Origin of the sequence: Serratia sp. JSRIV004 (genome assembly GCF_019968705.1) — a bacterium.
Lineage (GTDB): Bacteria > Pseudomonadota > Gammaproteobacteria > Enterobacterales > Enterobacteriaceae > Chania > Chania fonticola_B.
Genome location: NZ_CP074140.1, coordinates 5,070,193 through 5,090,375, shown reverse-complemented (window position 1 = coordinate 5,090,375; position 20,183 = coordinate 5,070,193). Strand labels below are relative to the sequence as shown.

The window sequence follows — 20,183 nt, the reverse complement described above, 5'->3', positions numbered from 1 at the left end:
ACTCCTTGCAGATCATCCTGTCAATCGCACCTCCTCAAGGGGTTGGCTTCATCTCTCCTACTGGTATCAACCAGCTATCAAGAGTTAATCATATGAATACTAAACTAACCTGGACGCCAGACTGGTTTTTGTCGTCTGTCCTGAACTGGCATACAGACAGCATGATAAATCGGTATGCCTGCCTGCGGGCTATCCGCATAGATCTGTTCTATCAGAACGGAACAGCTAAATATTATCAACAATCTCACCGTCAACTGGAAAAGGATATCCACTTGCTGATGGACAAAATGATGAGCCTGCGAGCCGTAGTAGGATACTTCTGGGTCATCGAGTGGACTGAGGATCATCACTTCCATGGTCATGTGGTCTTCTGGCTGGATGGTAATCGAACCCAAACTCCCTACCCCTGGGCAGAGAAAGCGGGTGAGTTCTGGAGCGTTATTACCGATGGCGATGGCTGGCATCATCGCTGTGAATTTAAAGAGCATTACAGGGCCAATATCAATATCCCGGTGCACTACAACGATCCAGACAGCATCACTAACATCCGGCTTGTACTGGAATATCTGACTAAAACTCAGCAGAAAGAGGGATTGTTACTTCACGGCTGTAACGAGGTGCCTGAACGCCCGCTAACGGGTCGTCCACGGCTTCCGCCAGCGATCAGCTAAATATGCTAAAGGCCTGCAGTGGCGTGACTACGCCACTGATATCCGCTGTCAGCGTAGCTGCTTCAGGAAGCCTGGGGCATATCGACGTGCTCACGATTTAATTACGTAGCACTCCCTTCTTTTGACCCCGACCAGAGATATCCCATGGAACGACTTAATGAAAAACTGACAGATGTGCAGTTGATCCATCGTGAACTACAGTCAGCCATTGACCATTATCCACGACTGGCGGCTTTTCGGTTTAGCTTGCGACAACCCGAAGTTGACGCATTGCGACTTCCTGAAGAGGCTGTCGTGCAATTTATTCATGCGCTTCAGCAGATGACCCATCAATACATCGAGATACGGCAATCAGAAGGCAAAGCAGTACCACCCACTATGCTCAGGATATTATGGGGGGTGGGTTCCTCACGCGATATTCAGGTCATGCTGATGCTCAATCTCAGTACGTTCTGTTGCAGGCAACAGCAGGAAGGCGAGGAAACGGTCCTGGCTCTCATTCGCCAGGCATGGGCTGCTACCCACGGTGATACACCGTTTACAACGGAGCCGCAGGTTTTCTTTCCATCAGAACCGTGTTTTTTGGCCTGTCGCACAATACCGGCCAAATTTACTGCGCAACACGAAGTACTGAGAAGTATCGCCAGGCAACTTCCTGCGCCTGTTGCCTTCTACCGGAGCAACGTGTAACGCAGACCAACAGTAATCGGTTTATCTGAATTGTCATGATCAACGGTCGCAGACCCGGTAATGCAACAGAGGGTGAGGTGTACTGGCAATTGCGGACACTGTCATTTGTTCTTTTTTTAAGAATAAATTCGATAATCGTTCTTGGCGAAGTCTGACGGTGAGAGATTATCCTACCGGGAATAACGACGTGCGGGGAAGGTTATCTGCGTGAGTTGTGCTTATCCACGTTACACGCTCATTGCTCTACCGTGTCGTTAATATCTATGATGAGAGGTGTAGCGACCTGCAACGCTGTAGTGGAATGAAAGTAACGCTAAATGAAAAATGGGTATCTGGGGGCCGTGGGCGGTCAGGGTATTTCCCCTGACAAGGGGGGCGGTGTTGACACACAGGCCTAGTCGTTCTTCGAATTGAGCAGAAATGTTGTAACGATCAGACCATACCCGCCCCCGATTTTGATGCAATTGACGCCATAGACCCGTACCCATTGTTTTAAATCAGGCTATGATTTAACAACAACGGCACGAGAGCCGGTAAAATACAAGGGAGCATCATGCAACAAGCACCGACATCGCGACGGACATTCTGGCATTTCCTTTCACTTTATCAACCGCTGTCTTTGCGGTGCCTGCATATACTGATAGCCTTTTTGATCGTGGGTCAAATACTCAACAGTAATGGTATGGAATTGACAGCAACAGAGCAGCTGGCCAGCGCGACGATACCACGTTTCTTTACCCTGATGCATACCAGTATTGGCCTTACGTTACTTGCGCTCAGTGTCGTACTGATTGGGTATTGTTTGAGACGACGCGGTTTACGTTATTTTTATCCTTACCTGTGGGGCGATATTGCCCAGCTCCAGCAGGATATCCATACCTTGTTGAAACGCCAATTGCCCGAAGCCAACCCCAAGGGATTGGCGACCAGTGTACAAGGATTAGGTCTGGGCGCGCTCAGTCTGGTGGTGCTTTCCGGAGCAAGCTGGTTTGTACTGTGGCAAATGGGCTCCCCGTTAGCTTCCATCGTCAAGGATTGGCATCAGACATTAACCGGACTGATTGAGGTTTATTTGATTGCGCATGGTGGGATGGGGTTACTCCACTTTGCCGTGTGGTATTGGCAGCGTCGGCCACGCGAGCTCTTTTAATGCCCGGAATGGTGGTTCATTTGATGTATTTAAACGCCACCGAGAAGGCTGTATTAACTTGAGTCTCATCAGGAATCATATCAGCACAGACCAATACCTATTCTCCGGTGTTGGTCGCATGCCCTCAGCCTCATTGGTGACAGTGTTACGGGGGGAACCAAGTCGTAAGCTGAAGTAAACAGTAAGAATGCCATGTGTAATCCGTTTAATGGAGATTGCCATAGGCAACCGGCCCCATTACCCTTGACACCCATTTCACTCCACAGTGGAGAAACAAAGGATCCCGACAGAGTTCGGGATCCGAACTGTTACGTACGTAGTTTTACACAGTGTGTAAAAGATACGTACGTAGGGCCGTCAAGCAAGAGTGAGCCTCGTCTGCGTTGGCCGTCAGCGTTGGTTGCGGCGGACAGGGATAATGTGGAACCACAATTGCGCGCATTGCCGGAGCCATTGGGGCAGCAAGTTCTGGATGACGTGGCGGAGCGCGTTGGTACCGGTGAGATAAAAAATGTGATTGCCTACCTGCTAGCTACGTTGAAGCGAGCGAGAAACGGGCAATTTAATTCGACAGCAAGTGTGGCAAAGCGTGCGCAACAACCGCACTCACCACAGAGTCACACTGGTACAGAGCCTGCTCAGCGTGTTGTTCAGCAGGAGCGTAAACGAGCATCCGTGGAACAGATTGCACAAGTGATGGCGGAGATCCGGGCTGATTACAGGCAGTGATTGCGGGGCGTACTGTGTTTCGTATTTGTCGGTTAAAAAACATACACCGTTGCGGGGCGCAACACTTTTTGGAACAAGCTGTGATGGTTTCTAGTGAGCTCTCTATTTATCGAAGTTTCGGTAGCCGAAGCAATACGGATTGCTTATGACCGACGCTGAAAATAGGGTTTAAATCCTGTCCAACCCTATCGGTAATCCCCCATTTTTAACAGAGGCAATATCGAATCGTTGCATTTCGGTTAACTGGTGTCGGAGCACCTGTTTGGTGAGCGGCACAACCTGAAAGAAGACGAGGTTATCAACCAGGCGCAGCAGATGCTGGGCCTGGGCCGCGTGGTAGCCACCCGTCGAGATGAATCAGAACCACCGGAGAGTTGATGGCCTGGTAGCACGATGTAGCACTGTTGTTTTATCTACCCGAGCGGGAAACCTTTTGCCACACGGGATAGGTGTTTTTCCGCTCATTTTTATCTGATGAAGGAGAAGGCACCATCGTACCTCCTGGTTCCCGGAGGGCCTGGAGTTTGAAACCTGTGATTTTCTGGGTTCCATCTTTATGGGTAGGGTTCCAAACGGACTTACCAGTATTTTAGTTCTTGTGGGCTTTAGCCTGAAGAAAATTACCGGTCACGACTATGGCATTGACTTTTTCCTGGTGTAAGACCAGAAGATCCGCCGGTCAGAACAACTTTTACGGGTGTTTTACGGCTAATACGACTGAGGTTGTTAACATTCTGATCGGCAAGGAATACCTTTCCCCCCCTTCCTATCAAAAAATTAACATTCAATCATGGTTGAATATTAATGGCTATGTGTTTTATCATCACCGATTCTTGAACCATGAAAGTGAAAATTACACGAGAGATTTGGTAACCTGCTGAAATGGAGCTCCACAATGTCCCAATTGCAACTTAACGCTATATTAGAACAAAATGAAAAGAATCTTCCGCCGGAAAACGCCACACCCGACGAGTTGCGTAGTTGGTGGGAAACAGCGATGGCGCAGATACCTGTCGCAGATGTTGCTTCAATCGAGCGTCTGAGTTTGGCTGGTTTTAGCGCAGAGTTTCTACGGCCCCATGGGAAATATACCGATAACCTGATCATTTATGCGCATGGTGGCGGTTTTGTCATCGGTTCAAGCAGCACCCATCGTGTGATCACCAGCTATCTGGCCCAGATAAGCCACAGTGCGGTCTTGGTACCCGATTATCGTCTGGCACCTGAAAATGCTGCGCCGGCGGCGCATGACGATATCTTTACTGCATATTGCTGGGCATTAGAGCAAGGCTATCCAGCGCGAAAAATCGCCTTGGCCGGTGACTCTGCTGGTGGCAATTTAGCGCTGGCTGCAGCGGTTCGCGCGAAGGCTGAGGGCTTACCTATGCCCGGTGCCTTATTCCTGATCTCACCAGGGCTGGATTTAGCATGTGAAGGCATCTCCCACCAAGAGGTAACGGATGATCCGTTCTTGACTCCTCAACTGCTCGAATTCTTATTCCAATCCTATGTTGGGATTGGGGGCGATCTCAAATCATCACATGTAACTCCGTTCTATGCGGATTTCGCTGGCTTACCTCCAACGCTGGTTCACGTGGGGAGCTGGGAAATGCTAAGGGATGATTCGGTGACAGTCGTCGAACGGATGCGCGAAGCAGGTGTCGATGCAACTTTGCAAATATTCGATGGTATGCCTCATGTATGGCAACTGTTCGCTCCCATCCTGGAGGAGGGCATGGCTTCATTGGAGCAAGGTGCTTATTTTATCCAAAAACACTTACATGAATAAAAATACGTATTGATAAAGTAAAGGGTGATAACCAGGAAGTTACCACCCTTTACAGGCAGGGAAATTATAGGTATGGAAATAGCCTTTATAACCTCAAAATATCATAAGAAAAGGATTGCCTGCTAAATACCGAAACGATGAAAGCGCCTGTGTAGACATCTGCGGCTGCAAAGCTACCGGCAGCATTTGCAGAAAATACGTTTATTATAGTTTCTCTGTTGGTATGGGATGTGAGGGTTGTTGTATGATTGGCACTGGTAAGTGCAGAAGTCACTGCTCCTCCTGAGGTTCCTATTCTAAAGGGGAGAAGGCTTCCTGTAGTCGCCCCGAGCAGTTGATAATTATTACCGATGACGGGCTTGATAGTGATAGTACCAATGTAACCTGCACCAGTGGTAAGAATTTCGAGATTTCCGATCTGCGTACCCCTGGTTACCTTTTTTAAACCACTAAGTGGAGTGAAGGATGTGGTTAGCGTTGACAATGCAGCAATAGGTACAGAAATATCCAGGTTAGATGCCTTTCCTATTTAAGATGCGTTCACTGAACTTATGGGGAGTAAAAAAACGGCAATAAGTAATGCTATTTTATGCATGGACATCAAGTTTTCCTTTGATTGAGTATGGTATGAGGTAATATATATATGCATAAGAAAAATTGAAGCATATAAATTGCTCTTTTTTAATCAATTTATATAATTGACATTTTGTGTGGTGAGTTGTTGAATGATTATGGCGTTAGAGATGCGTTAGCTAAATACATGATTGCCATGCTGCGCTCTAGTATTATTAATGTTGGCGGTAGTGTTGGAATTAAAGTGAGCTATTGTGCGTACGGAGTTCTTCAGTGATTTTGATAATCTAAGGATATATAGTGGAAGAAAGATATAGCGTACTCCTTGTGGGGTGGAATCCGCGAGTTGTAGATTATAGCAAGTGGCCGGGCCTTACCGCTGAGAAACTATTCGCAGTTTTTGATGCGGATAAAGAAAGACTTGAATCTCTTGGCTATGAGGTCGAACTGGGCCTAATCGATAGTGCTCGGACTGCTGAAGCTACACTCTTAAGCCTTCTCATGGAAAGGCGTCGTCACTGTGTTCTGATTGGTGCTGGTGTTCGTACTGTTGAAGAATACCTTCCGCTCTTCGAACGACTTGTCAATGCAGTACATACACATGCCCCAGCAGCGAGAATATGTTTTAACGGCGGACCGTTCGATTCTGTCGATGCTGTTTTAAGACAGATACCAACTGCTCCGTTAACTCCGTTACCTTAGGGGGACTTAAATAACTTAAGCCAGCGGGTGTGTGATTATCGATTTGATATGAATGATTAACGTTAGCTTGTGGAGCTTGAAATGAAGGCCACTATTATCAGTTCATTCTCTCCATTATCTATACCGAGTGGTAGTGTTTATGCTAAAAGCCTGATAGCTCCTGGTACTGAACAGGTTATGTCGAGTACCAATTTGACTGTCTAATCATTAGTACAATTGGCTTATCTTGATGTAATAGAACAAAGGAAAGATGCAAGGTTCATATCTGAACTAAGATTTCTCGCTGGTTATTGAAAACTAAATCAATGTTGGCTGGTTATATCGGTAAAGGTTAAGTATCCCAAAACCCTCTAAAGGCTTTGGGATTTTTTTTGATTTAAGATACCAAGATTATCTTCAATGTTTTCGATGAGTGCACTTTTAATTGTTAAGGGGTGTTTCTTTAACTGCTATTCCTAAATAAATCTTTGGCAAAGTAAAAAATCACAAAACCATAACTTATCTTTACACTTCCAGTAAAAAAAATACTCATTTTCAGGTATAAATATCCCTCTTGGTATGCCGAAGATACCAAGACACCCCTTTTGGTTTTTATTTTTCCAGTGCAGGCAGTTATTGCCTGTTTTTTTACGTTAAACAAGCATATTCCTATTGCTAAATGCAATTATGGAGAAAGGGCAAGTTATGAGTTTTTGAAATTCAGGATAAGCATTGTGATACACAACAAACATAGCTGAAGGGCATATTCTAGTTTGGAGATCTCAAAATCTTGATCTCGCTGATATATGAGTATACCCTTCGATGTGATGTGCAACATTGTTATGCCGTTGAAAAATACGGTTTAGAAACGAAATATACTTTAGTTAAAAAATCAACACTCATGAAATGGAAAGGTTTTATGTCACGCACCGGTCGACTGTCTGTATTTTTCTCTGCCATATTTCCCCTGTTGACTCTGACTAATATGGCGGAGGCTGCGTCCCAACCCCCACAAGTAACAGTGGATAAATTGAAAAGGTTGGAAAATGATTTTGGAGGGCGAATTGGGGTTTATGCTATTGATACTGGCTCAAATAAAACTTTTGGTTATAGAGCTAACGAGCGTTTTCCTCTCTGTAGTTCATTTAAAGGCTTCCTTGCTGCGGCAGTATTATCGAAAAGCCAGCAGCAAGAGGGCTTACTGAACCAGCGAATTCGCTATGACAATCGAGTTATGGAGCCTCATTCTCCTGTGACTGAAAAACAGATTACGACCGGCATGACAGTTGCCGAGTTGTCTGCTGCCACTCTGCAGTACAGTGATAATGGAGCCGCCAACCTGTTGCTCGAAAAGCTTATTGGTGGCCCTGAAGGAATGACGTCGTTTATGCGTTCTATTGGCGACAATGTATTTCGTCTGGACCGATGGGAACTGGAGTTGAATTCCGCCATTCCTGGTGATGATAGAGATACATCAACACCCAAAGCTGTTGCAGAAAGTATGCAAAAGCTGGCATTTGGAAATGTGCTTGGATTAATGGAGCGCCACCAACTGATGGATTGGTTTAAAGGGAATACAACAGGAGGAGCAAGAATACGTGCAAGCGTACCTGCAAACTGGGTGGTTGGAGACAAAACGGGTACTTGTGGTGTCTATGGTACAGCCAACGATTATGCAGTGATCTGGCCTGTAGGGCATGCGCCAATTGTTCTGGCTGTCTATACATCAAAACCAGACAAAGAATCCAAACACAGCGATGCTGTTATAGCAGATGCATCGCGCATTGTTCTTGAAAGCTTTAATATTGACGCATTACGTATGGCTACAGGAAAGTCTATCGGCTTCTAAAAATCAGGTGCCGGGTCTTCTTTCGGCACCTGCAAGTGCTGTTTCAGCTGAGTTAAAGCCGCAGTCAAGTGGCTTTAACTCATTTGTTTGCAGTCACTAGAAATTTTAATCAGCGTTGCTTGATAAACTGAGCCGATTTAAACAATAAACATGGCGTTACTTTGAGGCTCACTAGATCATTACACCATCAAATTGTGCGGTGGGGGGCACAGCAACTCCAGCTCAATCGCGAAAGACAAATGACGCATAACTTCTGCTTCGGGAAAACCTGAGCTATCAAATGACAGTAAGCCGTCCAATCCACACACCAGCCCGATCAAACGCCAGGCGATATCATCAGCGTTGGCGCTAGAGCGAAAGATTTTCTCATTTCTGCCTTCAACAATTACGTTGGCTGTCGCCTGGTGCCAATCTGATATTGCAGTAGCATAAGCCTCACCCATCACCGGATCACGCTCAGCCAGCAGCATCATCTCATTCCACAGATGCGTTTCCCGCATACCTTCCTCATCCAACGGATATCCTAACACCCTTTGTAGCCGTTCAACGGCTGGGTAACTCTTACTGATCGCGGCAAATGAAGATAACGATTGCCGGGTTAATTGCAAAAAAGCCTCAGCGCGTAGGTGTGTTGCGGAGGAAAAATGATGATTCACCTGACCGACGGCTATTCCTGCTTCCGCTGCAATGCGCCTGACGGTGGTAGCCACAATCCCTTCCGCCAAAGTTACACGTATGGCCGCCTCCAAAATGGCAGCATGACGTTCTTCACGTTTGAGGTAGCTCATTTGGTTTCGCTTTTCTTTGACCGATGTTATTAGCAATACAGCATAGAATTAGTTGGACGTTTGTTCAATTTATTTGTATTCTAATTGAAATGAACGCGTGTTCAAGTTTTTGCTCTATTTGGTGTAACAATATGTCTCAGAAATGGTTAATACTTTACGTTATTATTTTAATGTACCTTCCAGTATCTATCGACGCGACTGTCCTGCATGTGGCCGCGCCGCGCCTCGGTGTCGCTCTGTCAGCAACCGGGGATCAGCTGCTATGGATCATTGATATCTATTCACTGGTGATGGCTGGTTTGCTACTCCCAATGGGAGCACTTGGCGATCGTATCGGCTTTAAACGCCTGGCACTGCTCGGTTCCAGCCTTTTTGCTCTCGCCTCGCTGGCTGCGGCACTAGCGTCTTCTGTTGCTGCGCTGGTTGCGGCTCGTGCTTTCCTCGCGGTTGGGGCCGCGATGATCCTGCCTGCCACGCTCTCAGCTTTGCGCCATACCTTTACCCTGGAGCGGGAGCGAAATTTCGCCTTGGGGATTTGGAGTGCGGTTGGGACCGCAGGAGCCGCAATGGGCCCACTGGTTGGTGGATGGTTGATGGAGTATTTCTATTGGGGATCCGTATTTTTGATCAATCTGCCAATTGTGGCGATCGTACTGGTTGCCACTATGTTTGTGATGCCCAAACAGCCTTTGCGGCCGGAAAAAACATGGCAGATCAAGCAGGCGTTGGTGCTTATCTCGGCCATTCTATTGCTTGTTTACGCGGCTAAAAGTGGCATTCGGGGTACATCCGCTGCGTATGTGACCCTGATGATCGCGATCATGGGCAGCAGCCTGCTCATTTTCTTCGTGCGCCACCAACTGCGTGCTGCGGCACCTATGATTGATGTTCGGTTGATCACCCAGCGTGTGATTGCTGTTGGCATTGTCATGGCATTGACAGCAATGATTGCTCTGGTCGGTTTCGAGCTATTACTGACGCAGGAATTACAGTTCGTGCTCGGTAAAACGCCTCTTGAAGCTGGATTATTCCTGTTGCCTCTGATGATCGCCAGTGGTGTTTGCGGCCCGATTGCTGGCAGGTTGGTCACTGCATTTGGTCTTCGAGTGGTCGCTACTTTGGGGATTTTCCTCAGTGCCGTGAGTTTTTTCATTCTTGCCGTTACCGATTTTACGCATCAAATCTATTTGGCGTGGACTGGCATGGTGCTATTGGGATTCAGCGTTGAAGCCTCAATGCTAGCTTCAACGGCGGCTATCATGACCTCTGTACCGAAGGAGAAGGCAGGGGCTGCCGGTGCACTGGAAGGTATGGCCTATGAATTAGGAGCAGGGCTCGGGGTGGCGGTCTTTGGTCTGCTGCTGTCAGGTACTTATGCTGCCACTATCATGTTGCCTGGCGAGTTACCAGTGGAACTGGCAGCACAAGCGCGAGCGTCGATCAGTGAAACCGTTCAGGTTGCACAAAATATGGATAATAATATTGGTGAGCAACTCATGAAGGCTGCGAAAGTTGCTTTCTCTAGCTCACACAGCCTGGTTCTTGGTTCTGCAGGCGCTATGTTGCTTCTGCTGTCCGGTATCATCTGGCGCATTATGCCCCGAAAGGTTTCTGCTGTTGAAACGGCGTAAGGCTGAGAGTCAGCATCAACAGGTTCACCCTCGTAACTGGCCATGGATGGCCCCCCTTTGAACGGCTTCTGCGCTCGAGGTTTATATTCAACGGCGCAAAAGTGGAAGCAGGCTGTCTTCGTGAGCATTAATCTGGCATTGGGTTCCACACGAGCAGCTATCAGCTTGTTAAAGCACCAGTAAACCTGAAGCGAACATTACCATATGATTTACAAGCTTTATAAGATGGGAGCCATAAAGTCATATGGCATGATTCCTATTGATTTCGACTGTTTTTTTCACCACACAACAAATAATCAGCCTTGACTGTTTGTTTGTTGTGTGGTGGAATGGGTGGGAATTTAATCAAACCTAATGGGGCACCTGTCTCAAAAAGTTTGAATCCTTATAACGCTTGCTTTGGAAAAGTTATGAAATTAATTAAAAATCTTCTTATGGCATCAGCATTGTCGCTGGTTTCTTTTGGCAGCTATGCGCAAAGTATTACTGCAACCGCTTCAACTTTGGATGAAGCTACAGCAAAAATCGCGGCCATGGCCAAAAAAGAAGGAGCCTCTTACAAAATTACTGGGGCTTTCAACGGCAACTTTGTGTACATGACTGCCAAACTTGTTAAGTAATTGAAGTACCAAAGATCGGGGTTGATATAAAGTCCTGGTTGTAAGGCTTGGACTTTTTTTAAGGATAGTGCTGAGAGGAATTAAAGAAATTGATGGGTAGGAATTGTTCCCATGTAATATGTTATCGGTTGGCGCTTTAAAATATTAGCTACCAAGTGTTGATGTGAAATTAGAATTACTTACCAGCACACCTGGTCATGATCCAAGGTGCGTTCGGTGGTAGAAGCCCCTCAGAGCATATTTATGAATGAGAGGAGTGGTGATAAAAAGATAGAGGTGGGTCGGAGTGGCAAGTGCAAGGCCGTGTGTTAGGTAGAGCTAAGAGTAGTTTGCCTGTTTAGTGCCGCGTCTACTATTCGTAATAAAGTCATCTGTTAATGATGGGAATAAACGAGTATGGAAAATAATGGAATTTGTCGAATGCTAAGCAGAGCGCTAAAAGGTAGATGGTGCACGAATTGCCATTTTATACATGAAAAAATATCTTCGAACACCTGGTGGCAACGAAAAGCGATTTACTTGGCGGGATTTTTTCTGTCATTGATGTATTCATTTCGACAAATGGTTGTAATGTTTCATCTCGTAACCTCAATGCAGACTTGGTTCTGTGCCACAAGATGTTAGGTTGTTTATTTGTCGCCCCAGCCGAATGAGGAGTATTAGTTATTTCCTTGGAATTGTGACTTGGAATAGTGTTAATAATGCATTTGATAATATAGTTACAGGCTCGCCTGCTTATAGGGTGGGCGTTCAGATGCTGGATGTTAATAATAATCCTATAGTGCCGAATAGAGATATTAATGTGGGTGATGTAGATGGAGCACCTGTTAATATTGGTCTCAAGGAAAACTATAAAATTATTCCTGGAAAGTCGGTTACTGCAGGCAGTGTTCAGTCTCTCATTGAAGTAAATTTCACTTACCAGTGAATATTTGACTCTAATGGAATGGACGGTGCGCTGGGCAAAGTTGCACTGGTCTTGAGGGTGAATCGGCTTTGTTGAATAAATCGAACTTCTGACTGCAATCAGGATCAGATCACCACACTCTTGATCCTGTAGCGGTATGGGTATGTGCACATCAAGATGTAAGTGCAGTGCATCAAGGAGTAAGGTGGTATTGAGACTATAATTTCATAGCGACAATGTCCATCATGAATGATCTGCGCCCCAGATCTTGGACAACCTTATGCAGCTTGCCTTAGTCGGTATTCTATCGGACTAAGACTTCCAAGTTTTTCCTTTATCCTCAATTTGTTATAATAAGCAATGTATCCGATGATGTCTCGCCTCAAGTCGTTCACATTTTTATATTCATTCAGGTAATAACATTCAGATTTCAATGTTCCAAAAAACTGTCTATAGCCGTATTTCTGCCATCCCTTCCTAGTTACGTAAACTCAGTGAGTAAGCCAGAGACTAGCGAACACATTGCGTGATAATACAATGGGATAATGCAGGCGACAGAAGGTGTTTCGAATCAGAGGTATGGGTAGGTAACATCACAAAAAATGGCATGTTACCTAACCATGCCTAAATGCAGCAGCGCCGTACTAATCGGAATTAGTACCGATATTTTTTAGAGAACTCACCCGTGGTATACTTTCCACGCGATATATTAACAGCACCAGAAACTCTTATCTCTGGCCGAAAGAAAGAGTTTATGATGTTGTTAAGCTGTTGAGTGTCACTAGTCGTGAGAATCAATGTTCTATCCTCATCAGAAAGAAGTCTGCTCGCACTGATTATATTATAGGCCAGGCCATAAATTGATGCGTCTCTACCATGGAACATAACATCGAAGATGCTAAGACTTTGCCTTCCACTCTGTAGTATTTGTTTTCCATTACTACTGATACCCTCAATGTGTACATTTACCCATTCCATGAGTAATTGATCTAATAACGTCATTGATGCATATTTCAAAGACTCGTGATTGAATTTTATTTTGTAATATAAATTTCCGAATCGACTACATGATTTCCAGATCGGCTCTCCAGCTTCTAAAGAAAAGAAAACGTAATCCTCATTTTTTAATGAATCAATATCAGACTCAGAGTTACTTAAGTATTTTACATTATCCTTTAAAAGTCGAGTTCGTGATTTTAAACATATATTTTCATGGCTATCCTCAATTCTAATTTTAGTCGCATGTACAAGATAAAAATCCTGCCGCATAAAAAAGTCCAAGAATGATTTTTCCCCTTTACTAAGTTGCTTTGTTTTCATGAAGCTGTCTGCAAAGTTGTATCGCGATATCATCTGAAAATCGAGCTGTTCATAATGCTTTATTCTTTCAGCATCTTTTTGGTATTTTTTGACAAAGTCAGAGATGGAGTCGGCCCAAAGAGGATCGCTATATCTATGAATTTTCTTTCGGTCATCTTGAAAATACTTGCCAGAACGCATGGTTGTGTAGGCTGATTTTGCAGACTGTAAACGTTTCTTTTCCAAAAAATTAATGAAAAAACGGGTTATTATTTCACTTGCTTGGTTCTCTGTCATTAATCAATCGTTAAATTTGTGGTGAAAAGTATGCATGAAGTTACATATTTCTCCGTGAGAAGTCAACAATCAGTCTTGAGTGATTATTACTGTGCGCGTTAACGGGCTATATCCTCGTAGTCAATGAAGAGGCTCCGTCGCATTAGTGACATGACGCTGGAAAAGTTGTATCGATAGTAACCACCTCGAGTTTGCCTCGATGGTCAATAGCCTTGCAAAAGAAGCGCCGCAATGCAGCTGCAGCGCCGCATTTGGTGGTCAGCAAAAAGTCGATGGTTTGAGCAGCAGCATGGAATGACCAACAACAATATCGCGCTCTACCATCATCTTTCCCTGGTTGCGTAAACTCAGTGAGTAAGCCAGATAACAGTGAGTATATTACGCGATGATATCGGTGTGGATAATGTTGGAGTGACCATATTCCAGTAGACAGTTTCTGTCCTCACGGCGAGGCCTTTTCGAAGTCCTCCGGACTTACGCCACCGAGATGACTGTGGCGCCGGGTACGGTTGTAGAACACTTCAATATAATCGAAGATATCCGCCCGGGCCATGTCCCGGGTTTTATATATTCGCTTTCTGACACGTTCTTTTTTTAGCGAACTGAAGAACGATTCTGCCACAGCATTGACGCTCCTATGTCAACGGCCGCAGTTGGGCTCGCCTCAAATCAGTTAAAATAAGCGGATAAAGCTCTCGTACGATGTAGCGTTTAAGGCAACGTAAAATTTCTTTTGTCGACAGTCCTTCTCCTGTTCGACGTTGCACATAGACCTTTGTTCGAGGATCGCTGCGCATGCGTACCAGGGCGATTGTACACAGCGCATTATTCGCCTCACGTGAACCACCGCGATTCAGGCGATGCCTGATGGTTTTACCTGAGGATGAACTCCCGCTGCACACGGTTAGGGGCTATCAGTGACGGCCGTCCTCTGGTTCCACGAGCTATCTTGTAACCATTTACGGCACGTATCCTGTTTTGTTTCATGATCTTGGCTACCCGGTTTCTACTACACGCCTCACCGACTTCACGCAGATCGCAGTGAACCCTGCGATAACCGTAAACACCGCCGCTCAGTGCATAAGAGTTTCGGATTAATTCCAATAATCGCTGGTTATCCTTTTCTCCAGCAGAGACAGGGCAATGAAGCCAGACGTAAAATCCGGCACGGGCAACTTTTAGAACTCGACACATAGCTGCGATCGACCAGACATCACGGTGATCGTTGATGAAGCGGTACTTTAGTCGGGCTCCCTTGCAAAGTACCGCGCTGCCTTTTTCAGAATATCTCGTTCTTCCTCAGTACGTTTAAGCTGCGCTTTCAGCTTGAGGATCTCCGTTCTGGCCTCCAGTAAATCCTGGGCCTGATGTCCGCTGTTATCAGGTTTTACGGAACGCAGCCATTTATAAAGACTGTGTGCTGACACGCCAAGGCGTTCTGAAACGTCGACAACGGAATAGTCCCGCTCAGTGATCTGGCGGACAGCTTCTTCCTTAAATTCAGGGGTAAATCGTGGTGTGCCTATAGACTCCTCCTATGCTCAAAATATAGGCCAGATTTGTCTACGGGTTCGGGGTCACTCCATTACTAAGTGAGCGTTGTATCTAATCCTGGGGGCAGGTCATCCTGATTGGCTGCTATAGGAACCAGCATAAGCAGTTCCGGTAAGTGAGTTCAGTAACTATATATAACATCTTAAAAAATAGCTGATTACTAAACTGCACTTTAACGTAACTCATCTGTGCAAAGGCTTGCTGCGGGATTACTTACACTTCTTTAAATTAATCAGTCTTGATTGATTTAAAATATATACTATAATGCACAAGCAAGTATGCCTACGCGTTCCGTCTTATGGCCACTCAATGTGAGAGTTTTGGTTGGATGTTAAATTCGGTATGTTCTTAATTTTATTGTTTTAATCAATGTTATGGTGAAAAAATGCAACTGAACAAAATCATGATGGCAGCTGTACTGAGTCTGTCTGCCGTTTCTGTCGCCCATGCCAACCAGGGGCAAGGTGACATCCTGTTCACTGGCTCCATTGTTGATGCGCCTTGCTCGATAGCAGCGGACTCCATCGACCAGACTGTTGAGCTAGGGGCTATTTCCAATGCTGCGTTGAGCGCTAACACTAACACCGGTGAATCAAAGCCGATGCCGTTTACCATTCAGCTGGAGAACTGCATCGTTACAACTGGCACTACCCCAGCCAGTGCCAGCAAGGTTCAGGTTAAGTTCCTGGGGACCACATCCAGCTATGACGCAGATAGCCTGGCACTGGTCGGTGGTAATGCGGCTGGCGCTTACATCCTCCTTAAGCAGGCCGACGGAAAAAAAGTAACGGTTGGTACGCCGACCACCTTGCAGCAGTTTACTGACGGCGCATCTCCGGCTCTGACCTTTACGGCGAGCCTGAAAGGCAATGGTGGTACTGCAGTCATTACGCCGGGTAGTTTTAGCGTCCCCGTCCAATTTCAACTTGCCTACCAGTAAATCTCAATATTTGTTTGACCCGTCCCGTGGCCTGCCGCCACGGGCTATTTCACCAATTGGAGTCAGCCGATGACGTGGATTCAGTGGGGACAGAATCGGGTGGCGCCTTTCCTGTTGATAAGTTTGACCGTCGGTTTCGCGAGTGAGGCCTTCGCCCGTGATGCCGGCCATGGGCGTGTCAGCATGAAAGGGGCTATCGTCGAGCGCCCCTGCGCCATTGATGTGGGGGATCGTGACCAGACGCTGGTAATGGACACAATTCCTGTTAGCCAGATTGTGCGTGACGGGCGAGGCCCTCAGAAGGCCTTTTCCATTCGTCTGGTGGATTGTGTGCTGTCACGGCTTGACCCACATAAACCCGACTGGCAGGGCTTTACCGTGACCTTTGACGGGGAAGGTGACCGGGGGCATTTTGCGGTGTCCGGTGAGGCGAAGGGGGTTGCGGTGGCAATAGCCGACGAGGTGGGCAACCAGGCCCAGCCGGGGCGGATGATGCCCCCGGCCGCTATCATCCCCAGCGAGATGCTCTTGCGTTATACCGTGAATCTGGTTGGCAATCGGGAAACGTTACGTGCTGGGGACTACCACTCGGCAATACGTTTCAGAATGGATTATTACTAAGAGTTTCTCTATGGTGCATTTTTTCCCCCGTACCCTTTCTGCCATGCTCTGTCAAGCGGGGCTCGGCTCCACCCTGTTGCTGGGGTCGGTGGTGTTCGCCCATGCCGATGATATTCAGTTCAACAGCGACATCCTGGATTTGAAGGACCGCAGCAATATTGACCTGAGCCAGTTCGCGCAAAAAGGCTTTATCCTGCCCGGAAGTTACAGTCTGGCGGTGAGTCTCAATACCCAGGTGTGGCCCGAGCAGTCCGTGGATTTCATTGCACCAGAGAATGACCCCAAAGGCAGTCAGGTTTGCCTGACTCCTGCACTGGTTGCCCAGATGGGGCTGACCGACAAGGCGTTGTCCGAACTGACGTGGTGGCACCAGGAGCAGTGCCTGAATGTGGAAAGTCTCAAGGGAATGGAAGTGCGTACTGACCTGGGCACCTCCACCCTGTATCTGAGTATGCCGCACGCCTACCTGGAGTACAGCAGCCCGGACTGGGACCCGCCAGCACGCTGGGAAGAGGGGATCCCGGGGATACTGCTCGACTACAACGTGAACATGCAAAATCAGCAACAGACCCGCGGGGGGGGTGGCAGCGGCACCCGCGTTAGCGGTAACGGGACCACCGGGGCCAACCTGGGGGTATGGCGTTTACGGGCCGACTGGCAGGCACGCTATGACAGTCGTTCGCAGGGCCGGGGTGAAAGCCGTTCGGGGGGGAATGGTGTCAACCTGGACTGGAGTCGTTATTACGCCTATCGCGCCTTGCCGGCGTGGGGCGCAAAACTGACCTTGGGGGAGGATTATCTCAATTCGTCCATTTTTGACAGCTTCCGCTTTACCGGCGCGAGCCTTGTCTCTGATGACAACATGCTGCCGCCGAATCTGCGGGGGTACGCACCGGAGGTGAGTGGTGTGGCACGTCGCAATGCCAAGGTCGTCATCAGTCAGCAGGGCCGCATCATCAAGGAAGTCCAGGTGGCAGCCGGGCCATTCCGTATCCAGGACCTGGACAGTGCCGTATCAGGGCGACTGGATGTGCGGGTTGAGGAGCAGGATGGCAGTGTACAGCGCTTCCAGGTGGATACAGCCACCATTCCTTACCTGACACGGCCTGGACAGGTGCGCTTCAAGACCACGGCGGGCCGGGCTTCCGACTGGAACCACCGTGTCAATGGGCCGACGTTTGCCAGCGGCGAGTTCTCCTGGGGCGTCAGTAACGGGTGGTCACTGTACGGCGGGGGGCTCGCCGGCGGGGATTACGCGGCCGCGTCACTGGGTATCGGGCGTGACCTCCTGGCGCTGGGGGCGCTGTCTGCCGATGTGACGCAGTCACGTGCGCGCCTGCCGGGGGAAGGCAATCAGACAGGGGGCTCTTATCGTCTGAGTTACTCCAAGCGCTTTGTCGAGATCGGCAGTCAGGTGACCTTTGCCGGTTATCGCTTCTCAGACAGTACGTTCATGTCGATGAGCGAGTACCTGCAGGCGCGTGACACAGGCATTAGACAGGGCCGCAACAAGGAAATGTACACCGTTTCCTTCAACCAGTCCTTTGAGTCTCTGGGGTTGAGCACGTACCTGAACTACAGTCATCAGTCCTATTGGGATAAATCGACGACGGAACGCTATGACCTGACGGCATCACGGAACTTTGATGTGGGTCGGTTCAGGAATGTCAGTCTGTCGCTGACGGCCTACCGCAACCGGTTCAATAAAACCGACGACGACGGGATGTACATGTCGCTGTCCCTGCCGTTCGGTGGGTCTGGCCGTGTCAGTTATAACGGCTCGTATTCCTCAGGGGATACGCGTAATTCTGTCGGTTATTACGACCGTCTGAAAAACGGCGATACGTACCAGGTGAGTGCGGGGACGGCGAGAACCGGGGCCGACCTCAGCGGTTATTACGCGCGTCGCGGCTCTCAGGTGGATATTAATGCTTCTGCCAGCTACCGTGAGGGGCAATACAGTGCCGTGGGCTTGTCCGCCAATGGCGGGGCAACGCTGACACGGGAAGGCGGGGCATTGCATCGCAGCGGTCTGATGGGCGGAACCCGCATGCTGATTGACACCGACGGAGTGGCCGGTGTACCGGTCGGTGCCAATGGCAATCCGGTCTACAGTAACCGGTTCGGCAAGGCCGTGGTCGCGGATGTAACCAGCTATTATCGCAACAGCGTGCGTATTGATATTGACAAGTTGGCGGACAATGCGGAGGTGCCGCGCTCGGTGGTACAAAGCACCCTGACGGAAGGGGCGATTGGCTATCGCAAGTTTGAGGTGATTTCCGGCGAGAAAGCCATGGCAGTGATACTGCTGGCTGATGGCAGCGTCCCTCCGTTTGGGGCTAGCGTGCTGAACCAGAAAAAACAGGACGCCGGTATCGTGAGCGACAGTGGTCACGTTTACCTCAGCGGGATACGTCCGAATGAGAAGATGGCGGTGAATTGGAACGGCAGTGTCCAATGTCACGTGACCCTGCCGGCGGTGATACCGACAGGTATGACGACGAATCTGATGCTACCTTGCGTAAAAGAGGCTGCATTACTGAATGATTGAGCCCGGGATACATGGGTCCCGGGGGTATCCCTTACTATTTTTGATGAGCAAGATGAAAATGAAACACAATTTACTAAGAGCCTCCCTTGCGGGTGCGCTGATGCTGGTGCTGATGCCGTCGGTCCATGCCGCGATTTCGCTGGACAGGACCCGCGTGGTGTTTCCGGGGAGCGAAAAGTCAGTGAGTCTGAACGTGAGCAACCAAAATCCGTCACTCCCTTATCTGGCTCAGGGCTGGATTGAGGATGCGAATGGCAACAAGCTGGAGGGGGGCGGACCGCTGACGCTGTTGCCGCCGGTACAGCGCATTGAACCGAAAGGTAAGGGACAGATAAAAATCCAGGCCATGCCGGGGCTGAGTCTGTTGCCACAGGATAAGGAAACGCTGTTTTATTTGAACCTGCGTGAAATTCCGCCAAAGAGCAACAAGCCGAACACATTGCAGATTGCGCTGCAAACGCGCATCAAGCTGTTCTACCGCCCGGCAGCGTTGGCGCAGGCGGCAGCTGAACAACAGACCTCGCCGTTCCAGAATAAATTGACGCTGAGTAAAAGCGGGGACACCTATACGGTGAACAATCCGACGCCCTACTACATCACCCTGATTGGTGCCAGTGCCAAGGCAGGCGGTGACCTGCTCAAGGGGTTTGAGGCCATGATGGTGCCACCAAAAGGCTCAGCACCGTTGGGGGGAAAGGCTTCAGACCTGGGGAACAGCCCGGCACTGGTGTATGTGAATGACTACGGCGGCCAGCCTACGCTGACCTTCCGCTGTGATGGCACTCAGTGCAAGGTTGATGAAAGTCGTCGAGACAAGAAATAGCCATCGGGTGGCCTGTCGCA

Annotated in this window: 16 protein-coding genes and 5 pseudogenes; 14 read left to right on the top strand and 7 right to left on the bottom strand. The window is 48.2% G+C overall.

Annotation, left to right across the window (positions count from 1 at the left end):
* Positions 1-92 precede the first annotated feature (92 nt).
* The 7 genes from KGP21_RS24235 to KGP21_RS24210 all read left to right on the top strand — a co-directional run bounded on the left by KGP21_RS24235 (position 93) and on the right by KGP21_RS24210 (position 8,132).
* Positions 93-671, top strand: coding sequence for an inovirus-type Gp2 protein (locus KGP21_RS24235; RefSeq protein WP_223498440.1), 579 nt, complete (start codon positions 93-95; stop codon positions 669-671).
* Positions 672-815: 144 nt separating this feature from the next.
* Positions 816-1,361, top strand: a complete 546-nt coding sequence (locus tag KGP21_RS24230) for an inovirus-type Gp2 protein (RefSeq protein WP_223498439.1) — start codon at positions 816-818, stop codon at positions 1,359-1,361.
* A gap of 553 nt (positions 1,362-1,914) precedes the next feature.
* Positions 1,915-2,511 carry a cytochrome b/b6 domain-containing protein gene (locus KGP21_RS24225; RefSeq protein ID WP_223498438.1) on the top strand — a complete coding sequence of 199 codons (597 nt, stop codon included), beginning with the start codon at positions 1,915-1,917 and terminating at the stop codon, positions 2,509-2,511.
* Positions 2,512-2,931: 420 nt separating this feature from the next.
* The gene (locus KGP21_RS24220) at positions 2,932-3,240 is read left to right on the top strand and encodes a hypothetical protein (protein WP_152529993.1); all 309 of its coding nucleotides are present in this window, start codon (positions 2,932-2,934) and stop codon (positions 3,238-3,240) included.
* Between the two features lie 246 nt (positions 3,241-3,486).
* Positions 3,487-3,618, top strand: a complete 132-nt coding sequence (locus KGP21_RS29655; protein WP_256444949.1) for a hypothetical protein — start codon at positions 3,487-3,489, stop codon at positions 3,616-3,618.
* Between the two features lie 517 nt (positions 3,619-4,135).
* Positions 4,136-5,029, top strand: coding sequence for an alpha/beta hydrolase (locus tag KGP21_RS24215; protein WP_024531319.1), 894 nt, complete (start codon positions 4,136-4,138; stop codon positions 5,027-5,029).
* 2,173 nt (positions 5,030-7,202) lie between these two features.
* Positions 7,203-8,132 carry a carbapenem-hydrolyzing class A beta-lactamase SFC-2 gene (locus KGP21_RS24210; protein ID WP_223174986.1) on the top strand — a complete coding sequence of 310 codons (930 nt, stop codon included), beginning with the start codon at positions 7,203-7,205 and terminating at the stop codon, positions 8,130-8,132.
* Between the two features lie 179 nt (positions 8,133-8,311).
* On the opposite strand, the gene KGP21_RS24205 is transcribed toward KGP21_RS24210, so the two are convergent.
* On the bottom strand, positions 8,312-8,920 hold the full coding sequence (locus tag KGP21_RS24205; RefSeq protein WP_223498437.1) for a TetR family transcriptional regulator: 609 nt from the start codon (positions 8,918-8,920) through the stop codon (positions 8,312-8,314).
* Between the two features lie 131 nt (positions 8,921-9,051).
* Between KGP21_RS24205 and KGP21_RS24200 the strand changes: the two genes are divergently transcribed.
* The 3 genes from KGP21_RS24200 (at position 9,052) to KGP21_RS24190 (ending at position 12,099) form a co-directional block, all read left to right on the top strand.
* Positions 9,052-10,551, top strand: coding sequence for a SmvA family efflux MFS transporter (locus KGP21_RS24200; protein ID WP_223498436.1), 1,500 nt, complete (start codon positions 9,052-9,054; stop codon positions 10,549-10,551).
* 410 nt (positions 10,552-10,961) lie between these two features.
* Positions 10,962-11,171, top strand: a complete 210-nt coding sequence (locus tag KGP21_RS24195) for a DUF1471 domain-containing protein (protein WP_223498435.1) — start codon at positions 10,962-10,964, stop codon at positions 11,169-11,171.
* A 754-nt stretch (positions 11,172-11,925) separates the two neighbouring features.
* Positions 11,926-12,099, top strand: a complete 174-nt coding sequence (locus tag KGP21_RS24190; protein WP_223536374.1) for a hypothetical protein — start codon at positions 11,926-11,928, stop codon at positions 12,097-12,099.
* 257 nt (positions 12,100-12,356) lie between these two features.
* On the opposite strand, the pseudogene KGP21_RS24185 reads toward KGP21_RS24190, so the two are convergent.
* From KGP21_RS24185 to KGP21_RS24160, 6 genes and pseudogenes are all read right to left on the bottom strand, one after another.
* Positions 12,357-12,524, bottom strand: a pseudogene (locus KGP21_RS24185) (IS3 family transposase); the annotation flags it as partial.
* Between the two features lie 208 nt (positions 12,525-12,732).
* Positions 12,733-13,674 carry a hypothetical protein gene (locus KGP21_RS24180; protein WP_223498433.1) on the bottom strand — a complete coding sequence of 314 codons (942 nt, stop codon included), beginning with the start codon at positions 13,672-13,674 and terminating at the stop codon, positions 12,733-12,735.
* 172 nt (positions 13,675-13,846) lie between these two features.
* Positions 13,847-14,040, bottom strand: a pseudogene (locus tag KGP21_RS24175) (hypothetical protein); the annotation flags it as partial.
* A gap of 76 nt (positions 14,041-14,116) precedes the next feature.
* A pseudogene (locus tag KGP21_RS24170) lies at positions 14,117-14,305 on the bottom strand (IS3 family transposase); the annotation flags it as partial.
* 4 nt (positions 14,306-14,309) lie between these two features.
* A pseudogene (locus tag KGP21_RS24165) lies at positions 14,310-14,561 on the bottom strand (transposase); the annotation flags it as partial.
* Positions 14,560-15,200 (bottom strand): annotated as a pseudogene (locus tag KGP21_RS24160) (transposase); the annotation flags it as partial. The pseudogenes KGP21_RS24165 and KGP21_RS24160, both read right to left, overlap by 2 nt.
* 413 nt (positions 15,201-15,613) lie before the next feature.
* Between KGP21_RS24160 and KGP21_RS24155 the strand changes: the two are divergent.
* The 4 genes from KGP21_RS24155 (at position 15,614) to KGP21_RS24140 (ending at position 20,163) form a co-directional block, all read left to right on the top strand.
* Positions 15,614-16,168: a fimbrial protein gene (locus KGP21_RS24155; RefSeq protein ID WP_223498432.1), complete on the top strand. Its 555-nt coding sequence runs from the start codon at positions 15,614-15,616 to the stop codon at positions 16,166-16,168.
* Positions 16,169-16,237: 69 nt separating this feature from the next.
* On the top strand, positions 16,238-16,789 hold the full coding sequence (locus tag KGP21_RS24150; protein ID WP_223498431.1) for a fimbrial protein: 552 nt from the start codon (positions 16,238-16,240) through the stop codon (positions 16,787-16,789).
* Positions 16,790-16,799: 10 nt separating this feature from the next.
* Entirely contained in the window at positions 16,800-19,340 is a 2,541-nt protein-coding gene (locus KGP21_RS24145) for an outer membrane usher protein (protein ID WP_371822071.1), read from the top strand.
* Positions 19,341-19,398: 58 nt separating this feature from the next.
* Positions 19,399-20,163, top strand: coding sequence for a fimbria/pilus periplasmic chaperone (locus tag KGP21_RS24140; protein ID WP_223498430.1), 765 nt, complete (start codon positions 19,399-19,401; stop codon positions 20,161-20,163).
* The last annotated feature ends 20 nt before the right edge of the window (positions 20,164-20,183 follow it).